Origin of the sequence: Alteromonas sp. LMIT006, assembly GCF_024300645.1 — a bacterium.
GTDB lineage: Bacteria > Pseudomonadota > Gammaproteobacteria > Enterobacterales > Alteromonadaceae > Opacimonas > Opacimonas immobilis.
In genome coordinates this window covers 1,936,255-1,954,175 of the sequence record NZ_CP101291.1, presented here as the reverse complement: position 1 = coordinate 1,954,175, position 17,921 = coordinate 1,936,255, and the positions used below count along the sequence as shown (strand labels likewise).

Annotated in this window: 19 protein-coding genes; 8 read left to right on the top strand and 11 right to left on the bottom strand. The window is 43.0% G+C overall.

From position 1 onward, the window contains the following. Positions 1–53: 53 nt before the first annotated feature. From NLG07_RS09100 to purM, 3 genes are read right to left on the bottom strand one after another with little or no spacing between them, the layout of a single operon-like run. Positions 54–812 carry a DUF3108 domain-containing protein gene (locus NLG07_RS09100; RefSeq protein WP_254855148.1) on the bottom strand — a complete coding sequence of 253 codons (759 nt, stop codon included), beginning with the start codon at positions 810–812 and terminating at the stop codon, positions 54–56. Then, a complete protein-coding gene (gene purN / locus NLG07_RS09095) occupies positions 799–1,449 on the bottom strand; it encodes a phosphoribosylglycinamide formyltransferase (protein ID WP_254855147.1) in 651 nt (216 codons plus the stop codon). Before purN ends, NLG07_RS09100 begins: the two co-directional genes overlap by 14 nt. A gap of 1 nt (position 1,450) precedes the next feature. Beyond that, complete coding sequence (gene purM / locus NLG07_RS09090) at positions 1,451–2,485, bottom strand: phosphoribosylformylglycinamidine cyclo-ligase (RefSeq protein WP_254855146.1); 1,035 nt, start codon at positions 2,483–2,485, stop codon at positions 1,451–1,453. 118 nt (positions 2,486–2,603) lie between these two features. Between purM and NLG07_RS09085 the strand changes: the two genes are divergently transcribed. Further along, positions 2,604–3,698: a DUF2066 domain-containing protein gene (locus NLG07_RS09085; RefSeq protein WP_368501248.1), complete on the top strand. Its 1,095-nt coding sequence runs from the start codon at positions 2,604–2,606 to the stop codon at positions 3,696–3,698. Next, entirely contained in the window at positions 3,698–4,438 is a 741-nt protein-coding gene (gene hda / locus NLG07_RS09080) for a DnaA regulatory inactivator Hda (RefSeq protein WP_254855144.1), read from the top strand. The genes NLG07_RS09085 and hda overlap by 1 nt, the downstream gene beginning before the upstream one ends. Here the strand turns inward: hda and NLG07_RS09075 are convergent. Genes NLG07_RS09075 through arsC form a run of 4 tightly spaced genes read right to left on the bottom strand, consistent with a single transcriptional unit; the run spans position 4,419 to position 7,780 of the window. Further along, positions 4,419–6,380, bottom strand: coding sequence for a hypothetical protein (locus NLG07_RS09075; RefSeq protein ID WP_254855143.1), 1,962 nt, complete (start codon positions 6,378–6,380; stop codon positions 4,419–4,421). The two genes, hda and NLG07_RS09075, sit on opposite strands and share 20 nt — an antisense overlap. Then, complete coding sequence (locus NLG07_RS09070) at positions 6,358–6,837, bottom strand: DUF2069 domain-containing protein (RefSeq protein ID WP_368501246.1); 480 nt, start codon at positions 6,835–6,837, stop codon at positions 6,358–6,360. Before NLG07_RS09070 ends, NLG07_RS09075 begins: the two co-directional genes overlap by 23 nt. Next, the gene (gene wrbA, locus NLG07_RS09065) at positions 6,837–7,430 is read right to left on the bottom strand and encodes an NAD(P)H:quinone oxidoreductase (protein WP_254855142.1); all 594 of its coding nucleotides are present in this window, start codon (positions 7,428–7,430) and stop codon (positions 6,837–6,839) included. Before wrbA ends, NLG07_RS09070 begins: the two co-directional genes overlap by 1 nt. Then, complete coding sequence (arsC, locus tag NLG07_RS09060; RefSeq protein ID WP_254855141.1) at positions 7,427–7,780, bottom strand: arsenate reductase (glutaredoxin); 354 nt, start codon at positions 7,778–7,780, stop codon at positions 7,427–7,429. The genes wrbA and arsC overlap by 4 nt, the downstream gene beginning before the upstream one ends. Positions 7,781–7,837: 57 nt before the next feature. On the opposite strand from arsC, the gene NLG07_RS09055 reads away from it, so the two are divergent. Next, positions 7,838–8,317, top strand: a complete 480-nt coding sequence (locus NLG07_RS09055) for a TlpA disulfide reductase family protein (protein WP_254855140.1) — start codon at positions 7,838–7,840, stop codon at positions 8,315–8,317. 5 nt (positions 8,318–8,322) lie between these two features. Here NLG07_RS09055 and NLG07_RS09050 read toward each other — a convergent pair whose 3' ends face one another. Beyond that, positions 8,323–9,804 (bottom strand): M48 family metalloprotease, encoded by a 1,482-nt coding sequence (locus NLG07_RS09050; RefSeq protein WP_254855139.1) that lies wholly within the window; start codon positions 9,802–9,804, stop codon positions 8,323–8,325. A gap of 132 nt (positions 9,805–9,936) precedes the next feature. Between NLG07_RS09050 and NLG07_RS09045 the strand changes: the two genes are divergently transcribed. Next, a complete protein-coding gene (locus NLG07_RS09045; RefSeq protein WP_254855138.1) occupies positions 9,937–11,031 on the top strand; it encodes an AI-2E family transporter in 1,095 nt (364 codons plus the stop codon). Here NLG07_RS09045 and bcp read toward each other — a convergent pair. Next, positions 11,028–11,492 (bottom strand): thioredoxin-dependent thiol peroxidase, encoded by a 465-nt coding sequence (gene bcp / locus NLG07_RS09040; protein WP_254855137.1) that lies wholly within the window; start codon positions 11,490–11,492, stop codon positions 11,028–11,030. The two genes, NLG07_RS09045 and bcp, sit on opposite strands and share 4 nt — an antisense overlap. Positions 11,493–11,630: 138 nt before the next feature. On the opposite strand from bcp, the gene dapA reads away from it, so the two are divergent. Genes dapA through purC form a run of 3 tightly spaced genes read left to right on the top strand, consistent with a single transcriptional unit; the run spans position 11,631 to position 14,373 of the window. After that, positions 11,631–12,512, top strand: coding sequence for a 4-hydroxy-tetrahydrodipicolinate synthase (gene dapA / locus NLG07_RS09035; protein ID WP_254855136.1), 882 nt, complete (start codon positions 11,631–11,633; stop codon positions 12,510–12,512). A 26-nt stretch (positions 12,513–12,538) separates the two neighbouring features. Continuing rightward, positions 12,539–13,648: an outer membrane protein assembly factor BamC gene (gene bamC, locus NLG07_RS09030; RefSeq protein ID WP_254855135.1), complete on the top strand. Its 1,110-nt coding sequence runs from the start codon at positions 12,539–12,541 to the stop codon at positions 13,646–13,648. Positions 13,649–13,659: 11 nt separating this feature from the next. Then, the gene (gene purC, locus NLG07_RS09025; RefSeq protein ID WP_254855134.1) at positions 13,660–14,373 is read left to right on the top strand and encodes a phosphoribosylaminoimidazolesuccinocarboxamide synthase; all 714 of its coding nucleotides are present in this window, start codon (positions 13,660–13,662) and stop codon (positions 14,371–14,373) included. Between the two features lie 62 nt (positions 14,374–14,435). Here the strand turns inward: purC and NLG07_RS09020 are convergent, their stop codons facing one another. Both NLG07_RS09020 and NLG07_RS09015 read right to left on the bottom strand, forming a co-directional pair. Then, positions 14,436–15,062: an isoprenylcysteine carboxylmethyltransferase family protein gene (locus NLG07_RS09020; RefSeq protein WP_254855133.1), complete on the bottom strand. Its 627-nt coding sequence runs from the start codon at positions 15,060–15,062 to the stop codon at positions 14,436–14,438. A 103-nt stretch (positions 15,063–15,165) separates the two neighbouring features. Continuing rightward, a complete protein-coding gene (locus NLG07_RS09015) occupies positions 15,166–16,512 on the bottom strand; it encodes an MATE family efflux transporter (protein ID WP_254855132.1) in 1,347 nt (448 codons plus the stop codon). Positions 16,513–16,666: 154 nt separating this feature from the next. Here NLG07_RS09015 and NLG07_RS09010 point away from each other — a divergent pair, with 154 nt between their 5' ends. Continuing rightward, entirely contained in the window at positions 16,667–17,914 is a 1,248-nt protein-coding gene (locus NLG07_RS09010) for a thiamine pyrophosphate-dependent dehydrogenase E1 component subunit alpha (protein ID WP_254855131.1), read from the top strand. Positions 17,915–17,921 lie beyond the last annotated feature (7 nt).

The following is a 17,921-nucleotide window of genomic DNA, read 5'->3' as shown; positions in this document are numbered from 1 at the left end:
TTAAATGGTAGCGATATATTGTTAAGAGATCAAGTAAGCTTGTAAATGAATTGTTATTTTGAAGCGGTTTTTGATGGAATAAGAGTAAAGCTTTTTAGACGCATATCTGCCTGTTCCTTTCCATCTTTGAATTGATTCAAGCGGATCAGTTGATACTGATATTCTGCCGCAAACCAAGCGTGTGTGATACGTCGTGTTGAATTGGGTCGAGTTATGACAAAATACTCGGCCTCAACTTGACCAATAGGTAAATTCAATATTTGGTTCTCACGCTGTTCCACAATATAGCTTCTTGCTTCACCACGGTAGTTATAAAACTCATATTGGGAAGGTATAGGGAGACCTTTTTGCAAACGAAAGGGAATATCTAACCGAAAAAATTGGTTGTCATTGTGTTCGGTGTCAAATGAGATGATCCCATCATCGCTTTGTATGGTTTGTCGTTCAAAATCTATGAAAAGTTGGTCGTCAGGACCTGTACCAGTGCGAATATATTCGTAAGTGTTGGGAGATATCGGAATGATTAGTTTTGTGTTGTCCAGCAACCGATAGACAGTTCTTTCGCTGCGCTCGTCCGTCAAAAAAAAACGACTGACTTTGGAATAGTAATCAAATATGGCCTGTGAGTCAGTAAGCGCTAAGGTGATGGAGGCATTGCCAATTTTACTATCATTTCTTGTTATTTGGTATTTTGCCTGAAATGCAAATAATCCAAAATCACTTGGTCGACTTTGATTTTCAGCCGCTTGTAAAGAGACTGCTGTTAAACCGAGCAGAAGTAATAAATTGGCAAGCCATTTAATCAGCTGCATAACCAGCCTCTGCTAATGGGGTATTATCCAGTATGGCTCTGCCATTTTTCATTGTTAATCTGTCGTCGGCAAACCACTTGACGACTAAAGGATAAATTTGATGCTCTTGCTGTTGGACCCTAGAGGCGAGAATATCTGCATCGTCATCTTCAAATATAGGCACTTTGGCTTGCAGTACAACTGGACCACCGTCCAACTCAGCTGTCACAAAATGCACTGATACTCCATGTTCAGTGTCTTTCGCATCCAATGCTCGTTGATGGGTGTGTAATCCTTTGTATTTTGGTAACAAAGAAGGATGAATATTCAGCAAACGGCCTTCGTAATGGGCAACGAAAGGGGCAGATAAAATCCGCATAAAGCCAGCCAATACCACTAAATCAGGAGCAAATTTATCTATTTCTTCGCGAAGCACTGTGTCGTACTCATCGCGGATACCACCAATCACTTTGGGATCAACTACTCGAGTCGGAATTGCTTCATTAGATGCTCGAGTTAAGCCATATGCACCTGGTTTATTAGATATGACACCAACGATTTGACCATTAATGAAGCCTGACTGACAGGCTTCAATAATCGACTGTAAATTACTGCCGCTTCCTGAAATCAGTACGACAATGCGTTTAGCATGACTCATTTTACATGACTACCGAAGCGTCACCTGTTTTGGTACTAATAGTACCAATTTGCCATGCTGTTTCTCCCTGTGCGTTTAACACAGTTAAAGCCTCGGCTACAGCTTCTTGTGGGAGCGCAATGATCAACCCGACACCACAGTTAAATGTCCGATACATTTCGTGTGTTGTGACATTGCCTTGTTGTTGCAGCCAAGTAAAGATGGCAGGCCACTCCCAGCTACTGGTGTCGATATTGGCTTGCATCGTGTCAGGAAGTACACGTGGTATATTTTCCCAAAAACCACCGCCGGTAATGTGTGAAATGGCATGTACTGGAGTATTTTCAAGAAGAGTCAGAACGGATTTGACATAGATGCGAGTAGGTTCAAGCAGTTGGGACTGAATTGATCTGCCAGCTAAATCTGTACTGATATCGGCTTGTGATACGTCGATGATCTTGCGAATGAGTGAAAAACCATTAGAGTGCGGACCTGATGATGCCAGCGCAATTAATGCATCACCATCGCTGACTTTGCTACCGTCAATCACATCATCAGCTTCTACAACACCGACACAAAAACCAGCAACGTCATAATCTGAGCCATGATACATCCCAGGCATTTCTGCTGTTTCGCCACCAATCAGAGCACAACCAGATAGCTCACAACCTGCACCAATGCCACTCACTACTTCTACTGCAACATCAACATCTAACTTACCTGTTGCGTAGTAGTCCAAAAAAAATAATGGTTCAGCACCTTGAACAATCAAATCGTTCACACACATTGCTACCAAATCAATACCTATACCTGAGTGCTCATGACAATCCATTGCTAAGCGCAGTTTTGTACCAACGCCATCAGTCCCTGATACTAATAAAGGGTTTTTGTACTTTTCTGGTAATGCACATAACGCCCCAAATCCGCCTAAACCGCCTCGAACTTCCGGACGATGAGTTTTTTTGGTTACAGATTTAATGCGCTCGACGAGTTCATTACCAGCGTCAATGTCGACACCAGAGTCTTTATAGCTTAGGGATTGTGGGGATTTGCTCACAGGACGGTCTCACGAAATAGTTGTAATTTGAAAATCGCATACTCCAATGCGTACTAGAAAAAATCCGTTTATTTACGTGCATTATACTTTGAAATACATAACAATATCACTATAAGTTTTGACATTTTTTTGTGGGTTTTTGGGATTGGCTATCACGCGAACCAGTTTAGTTTTAGTTTTGTTTTTCTTTCCTTGTTTTTGTGCATCTTCTGCGAACGCCGAGTTTTCACTGAATATAGGACAAGCCCCTATGTTAGAACAAACCAGTTCTGCTAGGGCTAATGCGACAAAAGAAGCCTTGCAGCAAGTCTTAGTGAAGCTATCAGGAACACAATCTGTACTGTCAGACAGTGCAATGAAATCTTTGTTAAATAATGCACAAAACTATGTAGAGGCATCGCGTTTTATTGCTCAGCCTTATGTCGGATTAGAAGTGGAATTCGATCAAACACGTTTAGAACAATGGCTAAAAGACCAACAATTGCCACTGTGGGGTGAGCAAAGACCACACGCTTTGTTATGGTTGATCTATCAAGACCCACTTAATGACGAAAGAGAAATCATTCACGCTGCAAGCGAACACGTTTTAAAAATAGAACTTGAACAAGCAACACAGCGTCGTGCTATACCAATAAGTCTGCCAATTTATGACCTACAAGATGTTGCCGCTGTCGCACCAATTGACATTTGGGGACAATTCGTTGACACGCTTTATGATGCCAGTGAGCGATATCAAGTTAATTCGACGTTAGCGGCTAGGATCTATCCAAACGCAGAATTCCTTTGGCAACTGGATGGTTTTGTTAAAGAAGGGGATTTATTGCGTTTAGTCTCTTTCACTGCGGTGGATACCCAAACGTTAATCAATAAGTTTGTGGATTTTTATACCGAATTTACGGCTGAGCGTTTTGCAATCGACACAAAACAATTTGCCAATGACCAACGCATCAATTATTCAATTAACATTTCAGGCGTATCTAACATCGAGATCTTAGCTGAGGTACAGCGTTTTTTAGAAAATTTGAGTATAGTTGATGATTTTAGGCATGTCTCTCAACATGGCAATACGGCAATATTCGAGCTAAACCTTCTTGCTACACAAGAACGCTTGCAAGCGACGTTTAAACAAGGAGGTCGTCTTATTCCAAAGTTATCAACTAATGGTTCTCAAGTGTTAGAGCCTGATAATAGCAATTATCAGTGGCAACCTTAATGCAGTTACCTTTATCGTTACAACTTCATCCGAGTCTGTCCCTGGAATCATTTATCCCAGGACAAAACCAAATGGCATTATTAGCAGTGCAACAGTTACTGCAAACGACTCCTTCAGAATCCATGCAGTCGGCCCAATTTGTATTCTTATGGGGTAGGGCTGGTGTTGGTAAAACCCATTTGGCACATGGTATTGCACAAGCTGGCGATGCTGCAAACGTTGGGGTATTTGTCTTAGATTGTCAGGAATTAGTGCATGCGATTGTCGGGCAAACCGAACTGGATATGCTCAGTGACATGTTTTTGGGTTTGGAACAATACGAACTTGTTGTCTTAGATAACGTCAACACACTTTGGGCTCAACCGATTTGGGAAGAGGCATTATTTGATTTAATTAATCGCTTACTCGAACAAAATCGTCGACTCGTCCTGACTAGTACCGAACCACCACAATCAGAATTGATTCAATTACCTGATCTGCGTTCTCGATTGTGTTGGGGGCAGGTATATCAATTATTTCCATTATCAGATGAAGATACGTTTCAGGTGCTTTCGGAGATGGTGAATGCGCGTGGCATCAAATACAGTGATAATGCATTGTCGTATTTACTCAAGCACGTTCCGCGTGATATGCATTCACTGCAAAAGCTCATCGATGATCTCGATGAGCTTTCACTTATTGAACAAAAAGGGATAACGATCCCTTTAATCAAGCAATACCTTAGTGAGAATGAGGAATAGGTAGTTCCTTACCGTGTCTTCTCGTTAAGTCCCGTTGCAATCGAGCATCTTTATCCATCAACGGACTGAATGCATTGTTTTTGGCACTGCGGGGAGTGCTCAGATCCAAATTGTCCCACCAACTTCTTCCAACAATCATCGCTTGAGGCTGTGGTAAGGTATCTTGAATCGCTCTTGGATCCAATTCTGGATAAATCCGTTCAACCGTAAACGCCACTCTTGGTTGTACTTCAGCCGCGTTAAAGCGATTGCGCTCACCCCATACCACACTCAGGTCTGGATCGATATCTCGCGAAGCGGTTACCGCGATGTCCGAGTCGGCACCCAGGCGATACTTCATCATGAATTTTTCGAACAAACTCGCATAATCTTCACGCGTGGTGTAGTAGTTATAAAAACCTGTCGCACCATCTGTGATAAATTCTGCTGCCACATCATTTGCCGTGGTATTGCGCTGTGCTTGAGTGGCATCTTCTCCACCAAAATTGACTTGTGCCAATGCCCTCATTTGGCTTGAACGCAATGGTAGTGTATTGTCCAAAGCATCAGAATCTGGGTCGCGCTCACCGTTAATGACGGAAAGTGGTGTCTCACTCCCATTTAAAGAGGCCCAGGTGGAAGGCGCAAAGAAATCATTCGCATGCCCTAATTCGTGGTACATCAACCATGAAATATCGCCTTCAAGATCGACAAAGCTTCGGCTTCTTCGCTCAGCAATAGGATAACTGCCAGCTGGGTAGTATTCATTATTTTTCACATAGCGCCAAGGCATAATAAACTGCAATTCAGCACCAAACCCGGCACGATAATCAGGCGCTTCATTGAGCGTATCGCGCTCTAGAGGCGTGACCCAAAAATTATCCGCATCCAAATAAATAGCACCAGTGACCGCCCAGTAAAAAGAAGGTCTGACTTCATAAGAAATGACTACGGCGGTGACACCACGCAGTAGATTTAACATATCTTGCCCCACGACCGAATCGCGCAGGTATTGCTCAAAGCGCTCACCCATCCATTGATGCGATACAAGTGTTCGGTTCAAGATATCATCAATATCAGGGGTCATTGTCTCCATACCAATGAGAGGAAGTTCACTGAAGCGACACGCGCTGGCAATCTGATTGGTGTATACACATCTCTCGATAGCCGTGGCATAAGGAGAGCTTGGGCGATATGCAAACATGTTTTCAGTTACGATATTGTCAGCATAGCGCGGAAAATACCCGTCATCTAAATCAATCTCACTTTTCCGCACAGCAATATAAGCGTAATCTGTCCCAGTGGTACCATCGCTATAACGCACTTGTGCCTCGACTCGAATTACTGAGTCTTGTTCAACTCGTGGAGCGGTAAAAAAGAGTCGATTGTCTTGCTCTTCCACAGCGCTTGAATCAGGTAGAGTTTGACCTTCCATATCCCATATAACATCGCTGATGGTTTTACCTGCTGTTGGGTCAACACGTAAAGATACCCGACCGCCTTCTACCGCTGCGTGGTCAAGTCGCAATTTTGCTTGTTGGCCTGTACTGATGGTGTCAAATGATATATTTGCGGTAACGGATTGATTGGTGCAGCTCGAATCTCTTTCGTTAGAGCAGGTTCTGGCCGTGATTGCAAATTCGTATGTGCCAGATTGCGGCACTGCAAAGGCGAGTGTATTGGTATGCATCGCTGTCGATTCAATACTTGGACCAGATATTTGTTCCCACTGAATATCCACAAGCTTCACCGCATTCGTCGGTATGGCTACCAGCGCCACTTGATCTCCGGCAGCCCCCTCGCGATCGCCAAAGAACGTTATCCCGTTATCTTGACCAATACTCGCGAACGCTTGGCCACTGACAGGCGGAGGCTGAGGCGTTGGCGTAGGACCGGAATCGCCTGAGCCACCACCACAGGCAGAGAGTGTTAATAATATGCTAAGCGGAAGAATCTTTTTCATTATTGGGACCCTCGAATCGTTGTTTTTCTTCTTCCATGACCGTCTTTAGTTTCGGTAATGTTTGTCCTAACTCTTTTCCACGCAAGCGAGCAAAGTAGCTACTTCCTACAAACATCATTAAGCACAACATGATTTCAATCAATGCATAAAGCCATTGCTCTGGTATTGAGTACCACACAGTGATCCCATGCATTAGGTACAACAAGACAATAAAGCTTGCCCAAGCGTGCGTGTAAGGCTTACCTTGTATGATCCCTTTTGCGGGCATTAATAAAGGTAATACATACACGATTAATATAAACGTAACAGAGTAGGTGCGTGGTTCCAGCAATACAAGATGCCAGAGCATCACCCAGAGCAATAGTCCAAAAAAACCAAACAGGGCGAGTGCTCTCGCCAGCGAGGTATTGCGAGCCATAGGAATGTGTACGTTGGATGGTATGTGGCTTGATTTCATTATGCTATCTCTTTTAGTGCTTTCGCTAACGTTGCTAAACGCTTTCCTTGGGCAATGGCCAGCTCCGTTTCAGCGACACTTAGCTGGGTGTTATGGTCAGTGGCAACATGTGTCGCGCCATAAGGGGTACCACCGCTTATGGTGGTGTGCAACGCTGGCTCAGAATAGGGTATTCCACATATCACCATACCGTGATGCATCAGTGGAAGTTGCATTGAGAGGAGTGTACTCTCTTGACCGCCATGCATCGAACTGCTCGAACAAAATACACAAGCTGGCTTGTTAATGAGAGTGCCACTGAGCCATTGCTTTGAGGTCTGATCTAAGAAGTACTTGACGGGCGCAGCCATATTACCAAAGCGGGTTGGGGAGCCCAGTGCGAACCCACTGCACTCGGCCAAATCGTCAAGACTGACGTAAGGTGGTCCAGATTGCGGTATCGCTTCGGCTTGGACGTCTACATTATCTGACACGCGAGGAATTTGTCGAAGCTTGGCTTCAATATCCATTGATTCAACCCCTTTGGCAATCGCTTGGGCCAAATGTGCGGTGCTGCCGTGTACTGAATAATAAGCAATAAGTATAGGATTCATAAAAATAACGCTAATACATTCTCAGGAGGTCGACCGATTTTGGCTCGATCACCATGTACGACAATCGGCCGTTCTAGAAGTTTAGGGTATTGCGCAATGGCTGCGATGAGGGTGTCATTATTACTTTCCTTCGACAACCCTGCTTCTTTAAACTCAGCTTCTTTTGGACGCATCATGTGAAGGACACTGTCTAAACCCAAGCAGTTTTGGAGGTGTTTGATTGTGGCAATGTCTAACGGATGATTTAGATATTCTACCACTTCGTACGCCACCTGTTTTTCATCTAATAAGGCGAGCGTTTGACGCGATTTAGAACAGCGAGGATTGTGATAAATGATTGTATTGTTCATAATTTTTGTTCATATTAAAATCTACACACAATATAAACTACGAAGAAAAGAACAACAATGAACAAGTCGAATTTGATTATTTTTGTGGTGGCTTTGCTTGCCATGTCCTGTGGGGTATTGGTTTATCAACACCAGCAAGCAGATTTTTATGACATTGATGAAAAAGCCTATCGCTGGTCACAACTTAATCAAGAAACAGTCATTGTGAACTATTTTGCCGAATGGTGTGCCCCGTGCATCAAAGAAATACCTGAACTCAACGCATTGGATGAGTGGGTGAAACAACAACCTAACATGACCTTTATTGCGGTAAGTTATGATCCGTTAAGCGCAGCTGAACTTGACGAGATACGTCGTAAATACAATATGCAGTTTGCCTTGATCGCCGATGTTGGACAAAATTTTCCGATTGCGAAACCTAATTATTTACCCGCTACCTTTATGATCAAAAATAGCACAGTGCATGGTCCATTGCTCGGCGAACAAACATTTGAGACACTCAAAAGTGCAATAAACCAAGCGATACTAGCTGACTAAGTCGTTTAAGTATTTACTAATGTTTTCATTCTTTCTTCACTGACTCTGAACTGATCCATCCTTGCTCGCATGCGTTGCTTCACCAAATGCGATTCAGCGTAATTCAACGCAAATTGCAGTTCTTCTATCGCTCTGCGATAGGCCCCCAAAAGGTAATACCACTCAGCATTGGCTTGATGCATCAACATAGGAGATTGCAGACTGGCATGTGCATTAGACAATAAACGCCAACCTAGAGTGTTCTCAGGGTGCACCATCACAAAGTCTTTTAACAAATCCACTGCTGCTTGTGATTGCTTTGCTTCGATATATTGATTGGCATAATTGAGCACAATCACAGGATTATTAGGCATTGCATCATTGAGGGGCTCAAGGAGAGCTTGGGCGTCACTGAATTTCCCAAGCCCAATGTAGATGTCAGTTAACGCGTCTACATAAGCGTAATTCTCTGGATCTTTTCGCCATAAAGGCAACAAGTACGCCAACGCTTGAGCGTATTCATCTTTGCGCATATGCGCAATTGCTAGTCCGTACTCAGCAGCCTCAGGCAGCAGAGTTTGTTTGTTTAATTGCTCCTCAAACCATGTGATATTGTGGTTTGCAGTGTGAAAGTAACGTGCAACGATGCGTGCTTTCACCAAGTGGAATGCTAAGCTTGAAGGTCTTTTCTGTGATGGCAAATTAGCCGCTCGATTTCGAGCTTCCGCAGAACGGGTAGTAGATACAGGGTGGGTTAACAAAAAGGCAGGAGGCTTTGATCCCCAGCGCGTTTGTTCGGTCATTTTGTCAAAGAATCTGGCTGCTGCGTATGGGTCAAAACCGCTTTCGGCTAAGATTCTAATACCAATTCGGTCGGCTTCTTTTTCATTGCCACGGGTGTAATTGATGGATTGTTGAATCGATGCTCCTTGACCAGCATAAATCGCTGCCATACCAGCTTGAGGGGAAGCCATCATCAAAATTGCCCCACCAATCATCGAAGCAACTTGCAGTGGAGAGGCTTTTTCTTGAGCAGCCATGCGACGCACAATATGCCGTTGGGTCACGTGAGCGATTTCGTGAGCGAGTACTGCGGCCAACTCAGCTTCATCATCCGCGTGATAAAATAATCCAGTATGGATCCCTACATGCCCACCAAAAAAAGCAAACGCATTGATGCTTTGGTTATTTACCACAAAGAAGGTAAACGGGAATTTGGTATTATCGGCATGAATTACTAATTCATTGCCAAGACTTTGAATGTATTGCTGGACAACCGGGTCTTGAAGCACCGCACCTTGTCCTCGTAATTGAGAAAAATACACGCCACCAATCTCGACCTCATCTTGTAAAGAAAGAGTATTGGCAGCAACCACACCAATTTCAGGAAGGATATTTTTATTGTTGGCTTGCGCGATGGCAGGGTTCATGGCCACAAAGCTGATCGTCAATGTCAGTGCTAAAGTAAGGGTTAAATAGAACAAAAAACGTATATTTTTATCGAGCAAGGGGTTCTCCTAACGTTCAACCTAAAGACTATGCAACGTAAAAATAGTTCAATAAATATCAATTTGATACTAGTGTGTCGAACAAAGAAACTTTACACTAATGTAAGTTAAGTCAAAAGGATTCTTCATACAATGCTTTCACTCATTGGCAAATGGTACGAAAAAACATTTTCAGACCCCGACGCTCTTATGCTTCTGATTCTGATTATTGTTGTCAGTGCCGTATTAGTGTTACTTGGCGGTTACTTGATGCCAGTATTGGTGGCCATTGCCTTAGCGTATTTACTCGAAGGGGCTGTGCAGCGAGTCGAGCAATCCGTATCCTCTCGTTTATTGGCCACCTGTGCGGTGATGTTGGGATTTATTGGATTTATGCTCATCAGTCTAATCAGCCTTCTACCAACCATTAGTCAACAAACTGTCAACTTTATCGAAGAAGTACCGAGTTTGTGGCAACAATTGCAAGCTTGGATGCTGACATTGCCTGATTCTTACCCCGAATTAGTGCAAGCTGAGCAGATCCGTTCAATTAATAGCGAAATCAATCAAAAAGTCGTCGGAGCATCACAAGCTTTAATCAGTATGTCGTTTGCTTCGTTGGTTGGTATTGGTGCCATGCTAGTGTATATGATTTTGGTACCATTAATGATGTTCTTCATGCTTAAAGATAAACAGGTGTTGATGGACAATATTGGCACATTGTTACCTAATGAGCGTCGCCTGATTCGCCAAGTGAGCAGCGAAATGAACGTTCAGATTGGCAATTATATTCGCGGCAAGGTTATTGAGATCCTCATTGTTGGTGCTGTCTCATGCGTCACCTTTGCCCTAATGGATTTGCGCTATGCCATGTTACTTGGCGTGCTCGTTGGGTTATCTGTGGTTATTCCTTATATAGGCGCAGCGGTAGTGACCATTCCAGTGGTGCTTGTGGCGTTCATTCAATGGGGTTTTGGCGCCGAATTTGGTTACTTGATGTTGGCATACTTTATTATTCAAGCCCTAGATGGGAACCTATTGGTGCCAATCTTATTCTCAGAAGCAGTGAGTCTGCATCCGCTCTACATTATCATCGCTGTATTGTTTTTTGGTGGTTTATGGGGATTTTGGGGTGTGTTCTTTGCCATTCCTTTAGCCACATTGGTCAAGGCTGTATTGAATGCGTGGTCAACGCCGGTCTTGAGACCGGCAGAAGATCCATCGAGTAAGGTTGTCGAAAACGCTTAGGCGTTTAAATAATCTAATACGACTTCGTGATGGTCTTTGGTTTTGAATTTATCAAAGACCTTCTCAATTTTGCCTTCTTCATCAATCAAAAACGAAATCCGATGAATCCCATCGTATTCTTTCCCCATAAACTTTTTGGGTCCCCACACACCAAATGCTTCGGCAATTTGATGATCTTCGTCACTTAGTAGTGTGAAATTTAAAGATTCTTTTTCAATAAATTTTGGTAAGCGTTTGACCGGGTCAGGGCTAATGCCAAAGACCACCACATTAAGTGCTTCTAATTCTGCTTTGACGTCGCGCAAATTTTGAGCTTGCACGGTACATCCTGGCGTCATGGCTTTCGGATAAAAATACACAAGGACTTTTTTGCCTGCGTAATCACTTAATTTTACGATGTTGTCATCTTGATCGGGTAACTCAAATTGCGGGGCAGGGTTGCCGGCTGCAAGAAATTTCATAGTTTCACTCCAGATTGTTGTATGTTGTCTAGTTTACACTGAAAAACATCAGTGAGATCAGTTCATTTTGACTTTTGTCCTATTGCTTAGAGTGCTTGGAATCGGTAAACTCGTCGCCTTGATTTTTTGGAGCTCAATATGTTTAAAGGTAGTTTTGTGGCCTTGGTCACTCCGATGACAGAATCTGGTGATGTCGATTTTGATGCACTCAATACGTTAGTTGAGTGGCATATCGAACAAGGTACGCACGGCATTGTTTCGGTTGGAACGACAGGCGAATCAGCTACTTTACCTTTTGCACAGCATATCGCCGTCATCAAGGCGACGGTAAAAGCCATTGCGGGGCGTTGTATGTGTATTGCCGGTAGCGGTGCTAACTCAACCGAAGAAGCTATTTATTTACAAGATCAAATGGCTAATCTTGGAATTGATGGATATTTGAGCGTTGTGCCGTATTATAACAAACCTCAACAAGCGGGATTGTTAGCGCATTTTACCGCGCTTGCCAATGCTGCCAAATTGCCTATTTTATTGTACAACGTACCGTCGCGAACGGTCGTTGACATGTCTGATGAGGTAGTGGCTGAGCTTGCCCAACACCCAATGATTGTTGGGGTAAAAGATGCTACGGGCGATTTGAATCGCTTACAAAATTTGCGCAATCTTTGTCCAGATGACTTTTTGATTTTAAGTGGCGACGATAGCACAGGGGCTGCCTTTATGACGCAAGGCGGTGATGGTGTCATTTCTGTCAGTGCCAATATTGTGCCTAAGCAAATGAAATTAATGTGTGAAGCGGCATTATCAGGTAATATAGACGAAGCATTAGCAATCGATGCACAAATTGAACGATTGCACAGTGATTTGTTTATAGAGGCCAATCCAGTGATGCCCAAATGGTGTTTATTCAAAATGGGCAAAATCGCATCACCCACATTGCGCTTACCTCTAGTGTTGCCGGAACTTTCTAGTCAGAGTACAATCGAAAGCACATTACGTGACTATCACTTAATTTCATAAAATTAATACAATAATAAAGGGTCATTATGCGACAACCCACACAGCGAGCGTTGCTTGGTTTATGTGTTTCATGTGCATTGTTTGCTTGTTCAAGCGTTGATGAGCGTCGTACGGCGTCTGGTAGCAAAGCTTACCTTGAGACACCTGCGCCTAAGCCATTACTTATTCCAGATGGGTTAGACAAACCAGTTGTCAATACCGATTATCAGATCCCTCCTATCAGCAACCAAGTAAATCACCTCTATGGCGAAGACCTACCTGTTGTTGCACCGGCGCTGGTGTTGGCTACTGCACAAGGGACTTATCTTGAAGAAGCCCAAACGCTGACTTCAGCAGTGTTTGATAAGTTAGATGACGAGTCCGACATCCGTGATTTAGTGCTTCGTCGAGTATTCACTCACCTGCAAAATGAATCTATCGGATTCAGTATTCCGAGCCAAGCAGGTAATGTCATAACTACTGATTGGATTTTGACCAATGAATCAGGTGACAAGGCTTGGTATGATTTTGGCGATGAAAGCCAAGAAGTTGGTAAGCGTTTTTCACTTAACATTGAGCCAGCCTCACATGGTCGAACCGCTCGGTTATCTGTTACATTAACTGATTTGGTGGTAGCTGATGGGGCTGACCTAGTTGATAATATCGATCCGTTCCTGAAACGTGAATTAGAGGCTGAGTTGCTCAACGGCATTATTCGTCAGTATTCTCTAGAGCAAAAAATAGAAAGTCAGCAACGCCTTGCTCAAATTCGTTCAGGGATCATGGCTGAACTCGGTTTTGATGCGGATGGCAACGGTGCGATTGTTTTGGATTCAGAGTACGATATTGTTTGGCCAAAATTTCAGTTGGTGTTACGTAAGTTAGGCTTTAATGTGAAAGATTTAGACAAATCAAACGGTCTTGTCTTCGTTAATTATCAGCCTAGTGAAAGTTCTTGGTTCAGTGGTTGGTTTGGCTCGAACGAGCAATTACCATTGACTGAAGATGATTATCGGATAACCGTCAAAGCACTCAGTGCCAATAAAACCAGTATTACATTCAAGGATGAAACAAGTCAGCCGTTTAGTGCGGCAAAAACGTCAGAGATTTTCCCTATTATAGCGGAAAACTTTGCCCTTGATAATTTAGATATTTAATCGAGCAACCCATGCAAAAACTTGATGAACTATACCGTGGTAAAGCAAAAACTGTTTTTTATACTGACAGTCCTGACCACTTAATTTTGGAATTCCGCAATGATACTTCTGCGTTCGATGGTGAAAAAATTGAGCAGCTTGAGCGCAAAGGTGAGGTGAATAACAAATTCAATCACTTTATTATGCAAAAGCTTGAAGCGGCTGGTGTACCTACGCAAGTGGAATCATTGCTTTCAGACACTGAATGTGTGGTCAAAAAACTCGATATGATCCCAGTTGAGTGCGTGGTACGCAATTTCGCAGCGGGTTCTTTATGTCGTCGTTTAGGCGTTGAGGAAGGGATTGCACTGACTCCGCCAACGTTTGAATTTTTCTTAAAGAACGATGCGTTGCACGATCCTATGGTCAATGATTATCACATCATTGCGTTTGAATGGGCAACTCAAGACCAAATTGATAAGATGAAAGCCTTAACCTTTAAAGTCAATGATGTGCTAACCCAATTATTTGATTCAGGTGATATGTTGCTAGTGGATTATAAACTTGAGTTTGGTGTGGATAGTCAAGGAAATATTGTTTTAGGCGACGAATTCAGTCCAGATGGATGTCGTTTATGGGATAAAGAGACGCGTAATAAGATGGATAAAGACCGCTTCCGCCAAGGTCTAGGTTCGGTTGTGGAAACCTATATTGAAGTTGCTAAGCGTTTAGGTCTGGCTCTCTAAGCGGTTTAAGGATAAGAAAAAAGCATCTTTTAGATGCTTTTTTTATATCTCATTGAAATGCATTAAATATACCTAGGTACATTCTCTATATACATCTTATATTCGTCTTTGTATAAATCGAGCAAGAATTGTTCTTCCAAGTGAATTTGTATTCGCAAAGCAATCAATCCTACGAGCAAACACACTAAACTAAACACAGTCGGCCATGCCATGAAAAATCCGAATTGTGATGTGGCTACCCCAAGATAGGAGGGGTTACGTGAACGTGCATAGATCAAATGAGTAACCAAACCAGGTTTAGAATCTTGATCAATGCCCGAACGCCATGATTTATCAAGTACTAAATTACAGTAAATCGCTAAACTGAAACCCATCATCATCAAACTGACCCCAATAGTTTGCACGACAGGGTTTAACAATTCATCAAAAAGCCCTAGATAATAATTTATTTCCGGTAGGAACACTTGCACAACACACGCAGTCCATATAGCAATACGAAATACGCGAAATGTGACATGATTATACCAATGTAACGAGTGGGTTTTCCCCATATTGACTAAAGTATTGCTGCAACTAGTGCTTTTTTTGAGTTTGATAATAACGGTGTAAAATAACGCAACAATAGTGTAGAACGCCGCTAAAAAATAGACGATAAAAGGGTTGATTATGTCAATTGAAACGGTGTTCATGAATATCAAAAGGTCGTCATCATTATTTAATTATAGTTCAAACATACCACTACATTGTTTTTTTTAAATTTATACTTTGGTATTGATCTATTTAATCTCTATCTTATACATGTAAATAATGTGTGTGAAAATATCGAATACGAGCAGAGTAGGCTACTGCGGCAAAGGTCAATCCAATAATAATCGCTATCCAAAATCCTCTTACTCCCAGTGCTGGCAATAGCAAGTCAGTCAAACTTAAACAGTATCCTAGAGGTAATCCAATCACCCAATAACTTGTAAACGAAATTCCAAACAGCCATTTAGTATCTTTGTATCCGCGCAGTGCATTACCAGACACCACCTGAATGGCATCAGAGATTTGAAATAGGGCACCCAAAAATAACACTTGGGTCGCAAGTGGCCAGATATTGCTATCAGAAGTATAGATTTGAACGATGGTACTAGCCGTAAGGACAGTAAGAGCAGCGGTAATCAGTGACATGGACGTTGTTAATTTAACGGCTGAAAAAAACGTCTGTCGACATTGAACTGAGTTATTTTCACCGTGCAGATGTCCCAGTCGAATAGCGGTTGCCATGCCAATACTGAGCGGTAACATAAAGACCAAAGATGAGAAATTAATCGCAATTTGATGTGCTGCCACTTGGACGGTGCCTAAGGGGGCAACCAATAATGCCACTGCAGCAAAAAGCGTGACTTCAGCCAGTAAGGTAAACGAAATAGGCAATCCCAGTTTTAACACCAAAGCCAGTTGTGAAAGGTTAATTTGGCCAAATTGCCATATGTGATAAGGTTTCATGAATTGCGCATATTTTGTATAGGCAACCGTCATCATTGCCATGAGCCAATACACAATGAAGCTGGCAATACCACAACCGGGGCCGCCGAAGGCAGGAATTGGGCCCAAGCCATAGACAAATACCGCATTTAATGGAATGTTCAAACACAAACCTATGATCATAATTAACATGGTGGGTTTGGTAATACCCAATCCTTCACAAGTTTGCCGAACCACTTGATACAATGCAAAGCCAGGCAATCCCCACAACATCCATTGTGCGTATTCATACGTCATTGGGTACATATTATCTGGCACACTGAACCAGCCGAGAATGTTGGGTAAATACCAATGCAAACTCGCTCCCAATACACTTAATGTCAAGACCACCAGCAACATGTGTCTAACGTATATTGGGATTTTGTATGGTTGCCCTGATCCAACGGCATGCCCGACAAGAGGCACAAGGGCAAGGGCTACGCCTTGTAAAAAAAATTGTAACGGGTTGATCAAGGACACACCGACAGCTATTGCAGCCATATCATCTGCGCTGTATTGTCCAGCCATTATCGTATCGGCGACGCCCATGAGCATTTGCGTAATCAGCGCAATGAACAATGGCCATGCCAGATGCAATAAGTGCGATGCAGGTGTGCGAGTGTCGGTCAAAAGAATGCTCTTAAATGATGGATATTATCAGTTACAACCAAAAAGTAGAATAAACATCCTATTTATGTCTTCTAGCTGGGCAAAATATGGAATAAAACCTTAACGAAATTTGACTATATTATTAACATATTTGTTACAAAGAGGCGTTGCAGATATGTCAGAAATCACACAAAGCACAGCCAAAAATTCCTTGGATCCCGTTTCCAAACGCGATCATATGGCACAAATCTCAGCAACTCAAGCAGTGAATCTTATCAATAAGCAATCTGCGCCCATGCCCATGTTGCAATTATTAAATTCAAATGGCGACATTCTCAACGTGCAATATCGCGATGCTTGGGATAAAGATACTGCCATGAAGCTGTTTTATGCCATGCATTTTACCCGCATCCTTGACGAGAGAATGGTGGGGGCTCAGCGGCAAGGGCGGATCAGTTTTTATTTGGCGTGTACTGGCGAAGAGGCCGCCATTGTCGGGGCAACTGCTGGTGTTGAAATGCGCGATATGATCATGACGCAATATCGCGAACAAGGTGCCTTAGCGTATCGTGGCTATACTGCCATTCAGTTTATGAATCAAATGTTCTCTAACGCACTCGATCCCAACAAAGGACGTCAAATGCCCATTCATTATGGCGACAAAGCGCTTAATTTTATGACCGTATCGTCTCCTCTCGGTACGCAAATCCCACAAGCGGCAGGCTATGCCTACGGTCAAAAAATGTCCGGCGAAGACGCAATTACCTTGTGTTTCTTTGGTGAAGGGGCTGCCTCTGAAGGAGACTTTCATGCTGGGCTTAATATGGCGGCAGTATTAGAATGCCCTTGCATCTTTTTGTGTCGCAACAACGGATATGCCATTTCTACTCCAGCGGATGAGCAATTTAAAGGCGATGGCATTGCCTCAAGGGGCATTGGATATGGTGTTCACACAATACGAGTCGATGGCAATGATGCACTCGCTATGTTTGTCGCATCTAAAGAGGCTCGTACTTATGCTTTAAAACATAATTGTCCGGTGTTAATCGAAGCGATGACATATCGCCTTGCTGCGCATTCTACCTCTGATGATCCAAGTGGTTATCGCTCTCGCGATGAAGAAGCCCTGTGGCGAGAAAAAGATCCCATCATGCGCATGCATCGATATTTGCAACACGTCGGTTGGCTAGATGAGAAAGCCTTAGATGGATTTATTACTCAAACGCGTTCTGACTTATTGGCTGCGGTGAAATTTGCTGAAAAGCAAGCGATTGCACCATTAGCTGAGATCGTAACCGATGTTTATGCCCAGGTTGAACCTCATTTACAAGACCAACTTGATGCCTTACAAATGCATGTCAACAAATACCCTGAAGCCTACCCAAAAACATCGCAGCAAACCACCTCTGATGAACCAGGATAAGGAGTTC

Excerpts from the sequence above, each read along its gene's own strand:
- NLG07_RS09100 (WP_254855148.1), bottom strand. The coding sequence starts at position 812 with ATGCAGCTGATTAAATGGCTTGCCAATTTATTACTTCTGCTCGGTTTA.
- purN (WP_254855147.1), bottom strand. The coding sequence starts at position 1,449 with ATGAGTCATGCTAAACGCATTGTCGTACTGATTTCAGGAAGCGGCAGT.
- hda (WP_254855144.1), top strand. The coding sequence starts at position 3,698 with ATGCAGTTACCTTTATCGTTACAACTTCATCCGAGTCTGTCCCTGGAA.
- NLG07_RS09075 (WP_254855143.1), bottom strand. The coding sequence starts at position 6,380 with ATGAAAAAGATTCTTCCGCTTAGCATATTATTAACACTCTCTGCCTGT.
- NLG07_RS09070 (WP_368501246.1), bottom strand. The coding sequence starts at position 6,837 with ATGAAATCAAGCCACATACCATCCAACGTACACATTCCTATGGCTCGC.
- wrbA (WP_254855142.1), bottom strand. The coding sequence starts at position 7,430 with ATGAATCCTATACTTATTGCTTATTATTCAGTACACGGCAGCACCGCA.
- arsC (WP_254855141.1), bottom strand. The coding sequence starts at position 7,780 with ATGAACAATACAATCATTTATCACAATCCTCGCTGTTCTAAATCGCGT.
- NLG07_RS09055 (WP_254855140.1), top strand. The coding sequence starts at position 7,838 with ATGAACAAGTCGAATTTGATTATTTTTGTGGTGGCTTTGCTTGCCATG.
- NLG07_RS09045 (WP_254855138.1), top strand. The coding sequence starts at position 9,937 with ATGCTTTCACTCATTGGCAAATGGTACGAAAAAACATTTTCAGACCCC.
- bcp (WP_254855137.1), bottom strand. The coding sequence starts at position 11,492 with ATGAAATTTCTTGCAGCCGGCAACCCTGCCCCGCAATTTGAGTTACCC.
- dapA (WP_254855136.1), top strand. The coding sequence starts at position 11,631 with ATGTTTAAAGGTAGTTTTGTGGCCTTGGTCACTCCGATGACAGAATCT.
- bamC (WP_254855135.1), top strand. The coding sequence starts at position 12,539 with ATGCGACAACCCACACAGCGAGCGTTGCTTGGTTTATGTGTTTCATGT.
- purC (WP_254855134.1), top strand. The coding sequence starts at position 13,660 with ATGCAAAAACTTGATGAACTATACCGTGGTAAAGCAAAAACTGTTTTT.
- NLG07_RS09020 (WP_254855133.1), bottom strand. The coding sequence starts at position 15,062 with ATGAACACCGTTTCAATTGACATAATCAACCCTTTTATCGTCTATTTT.
- NLG07_RS09010 (WP_254855131.1), top strand. The coding sequence starts at position 16,667 with ATGTCAGAAATCACACAAAGCACAGCCAAAAATTCCTTGGATCCCGTT.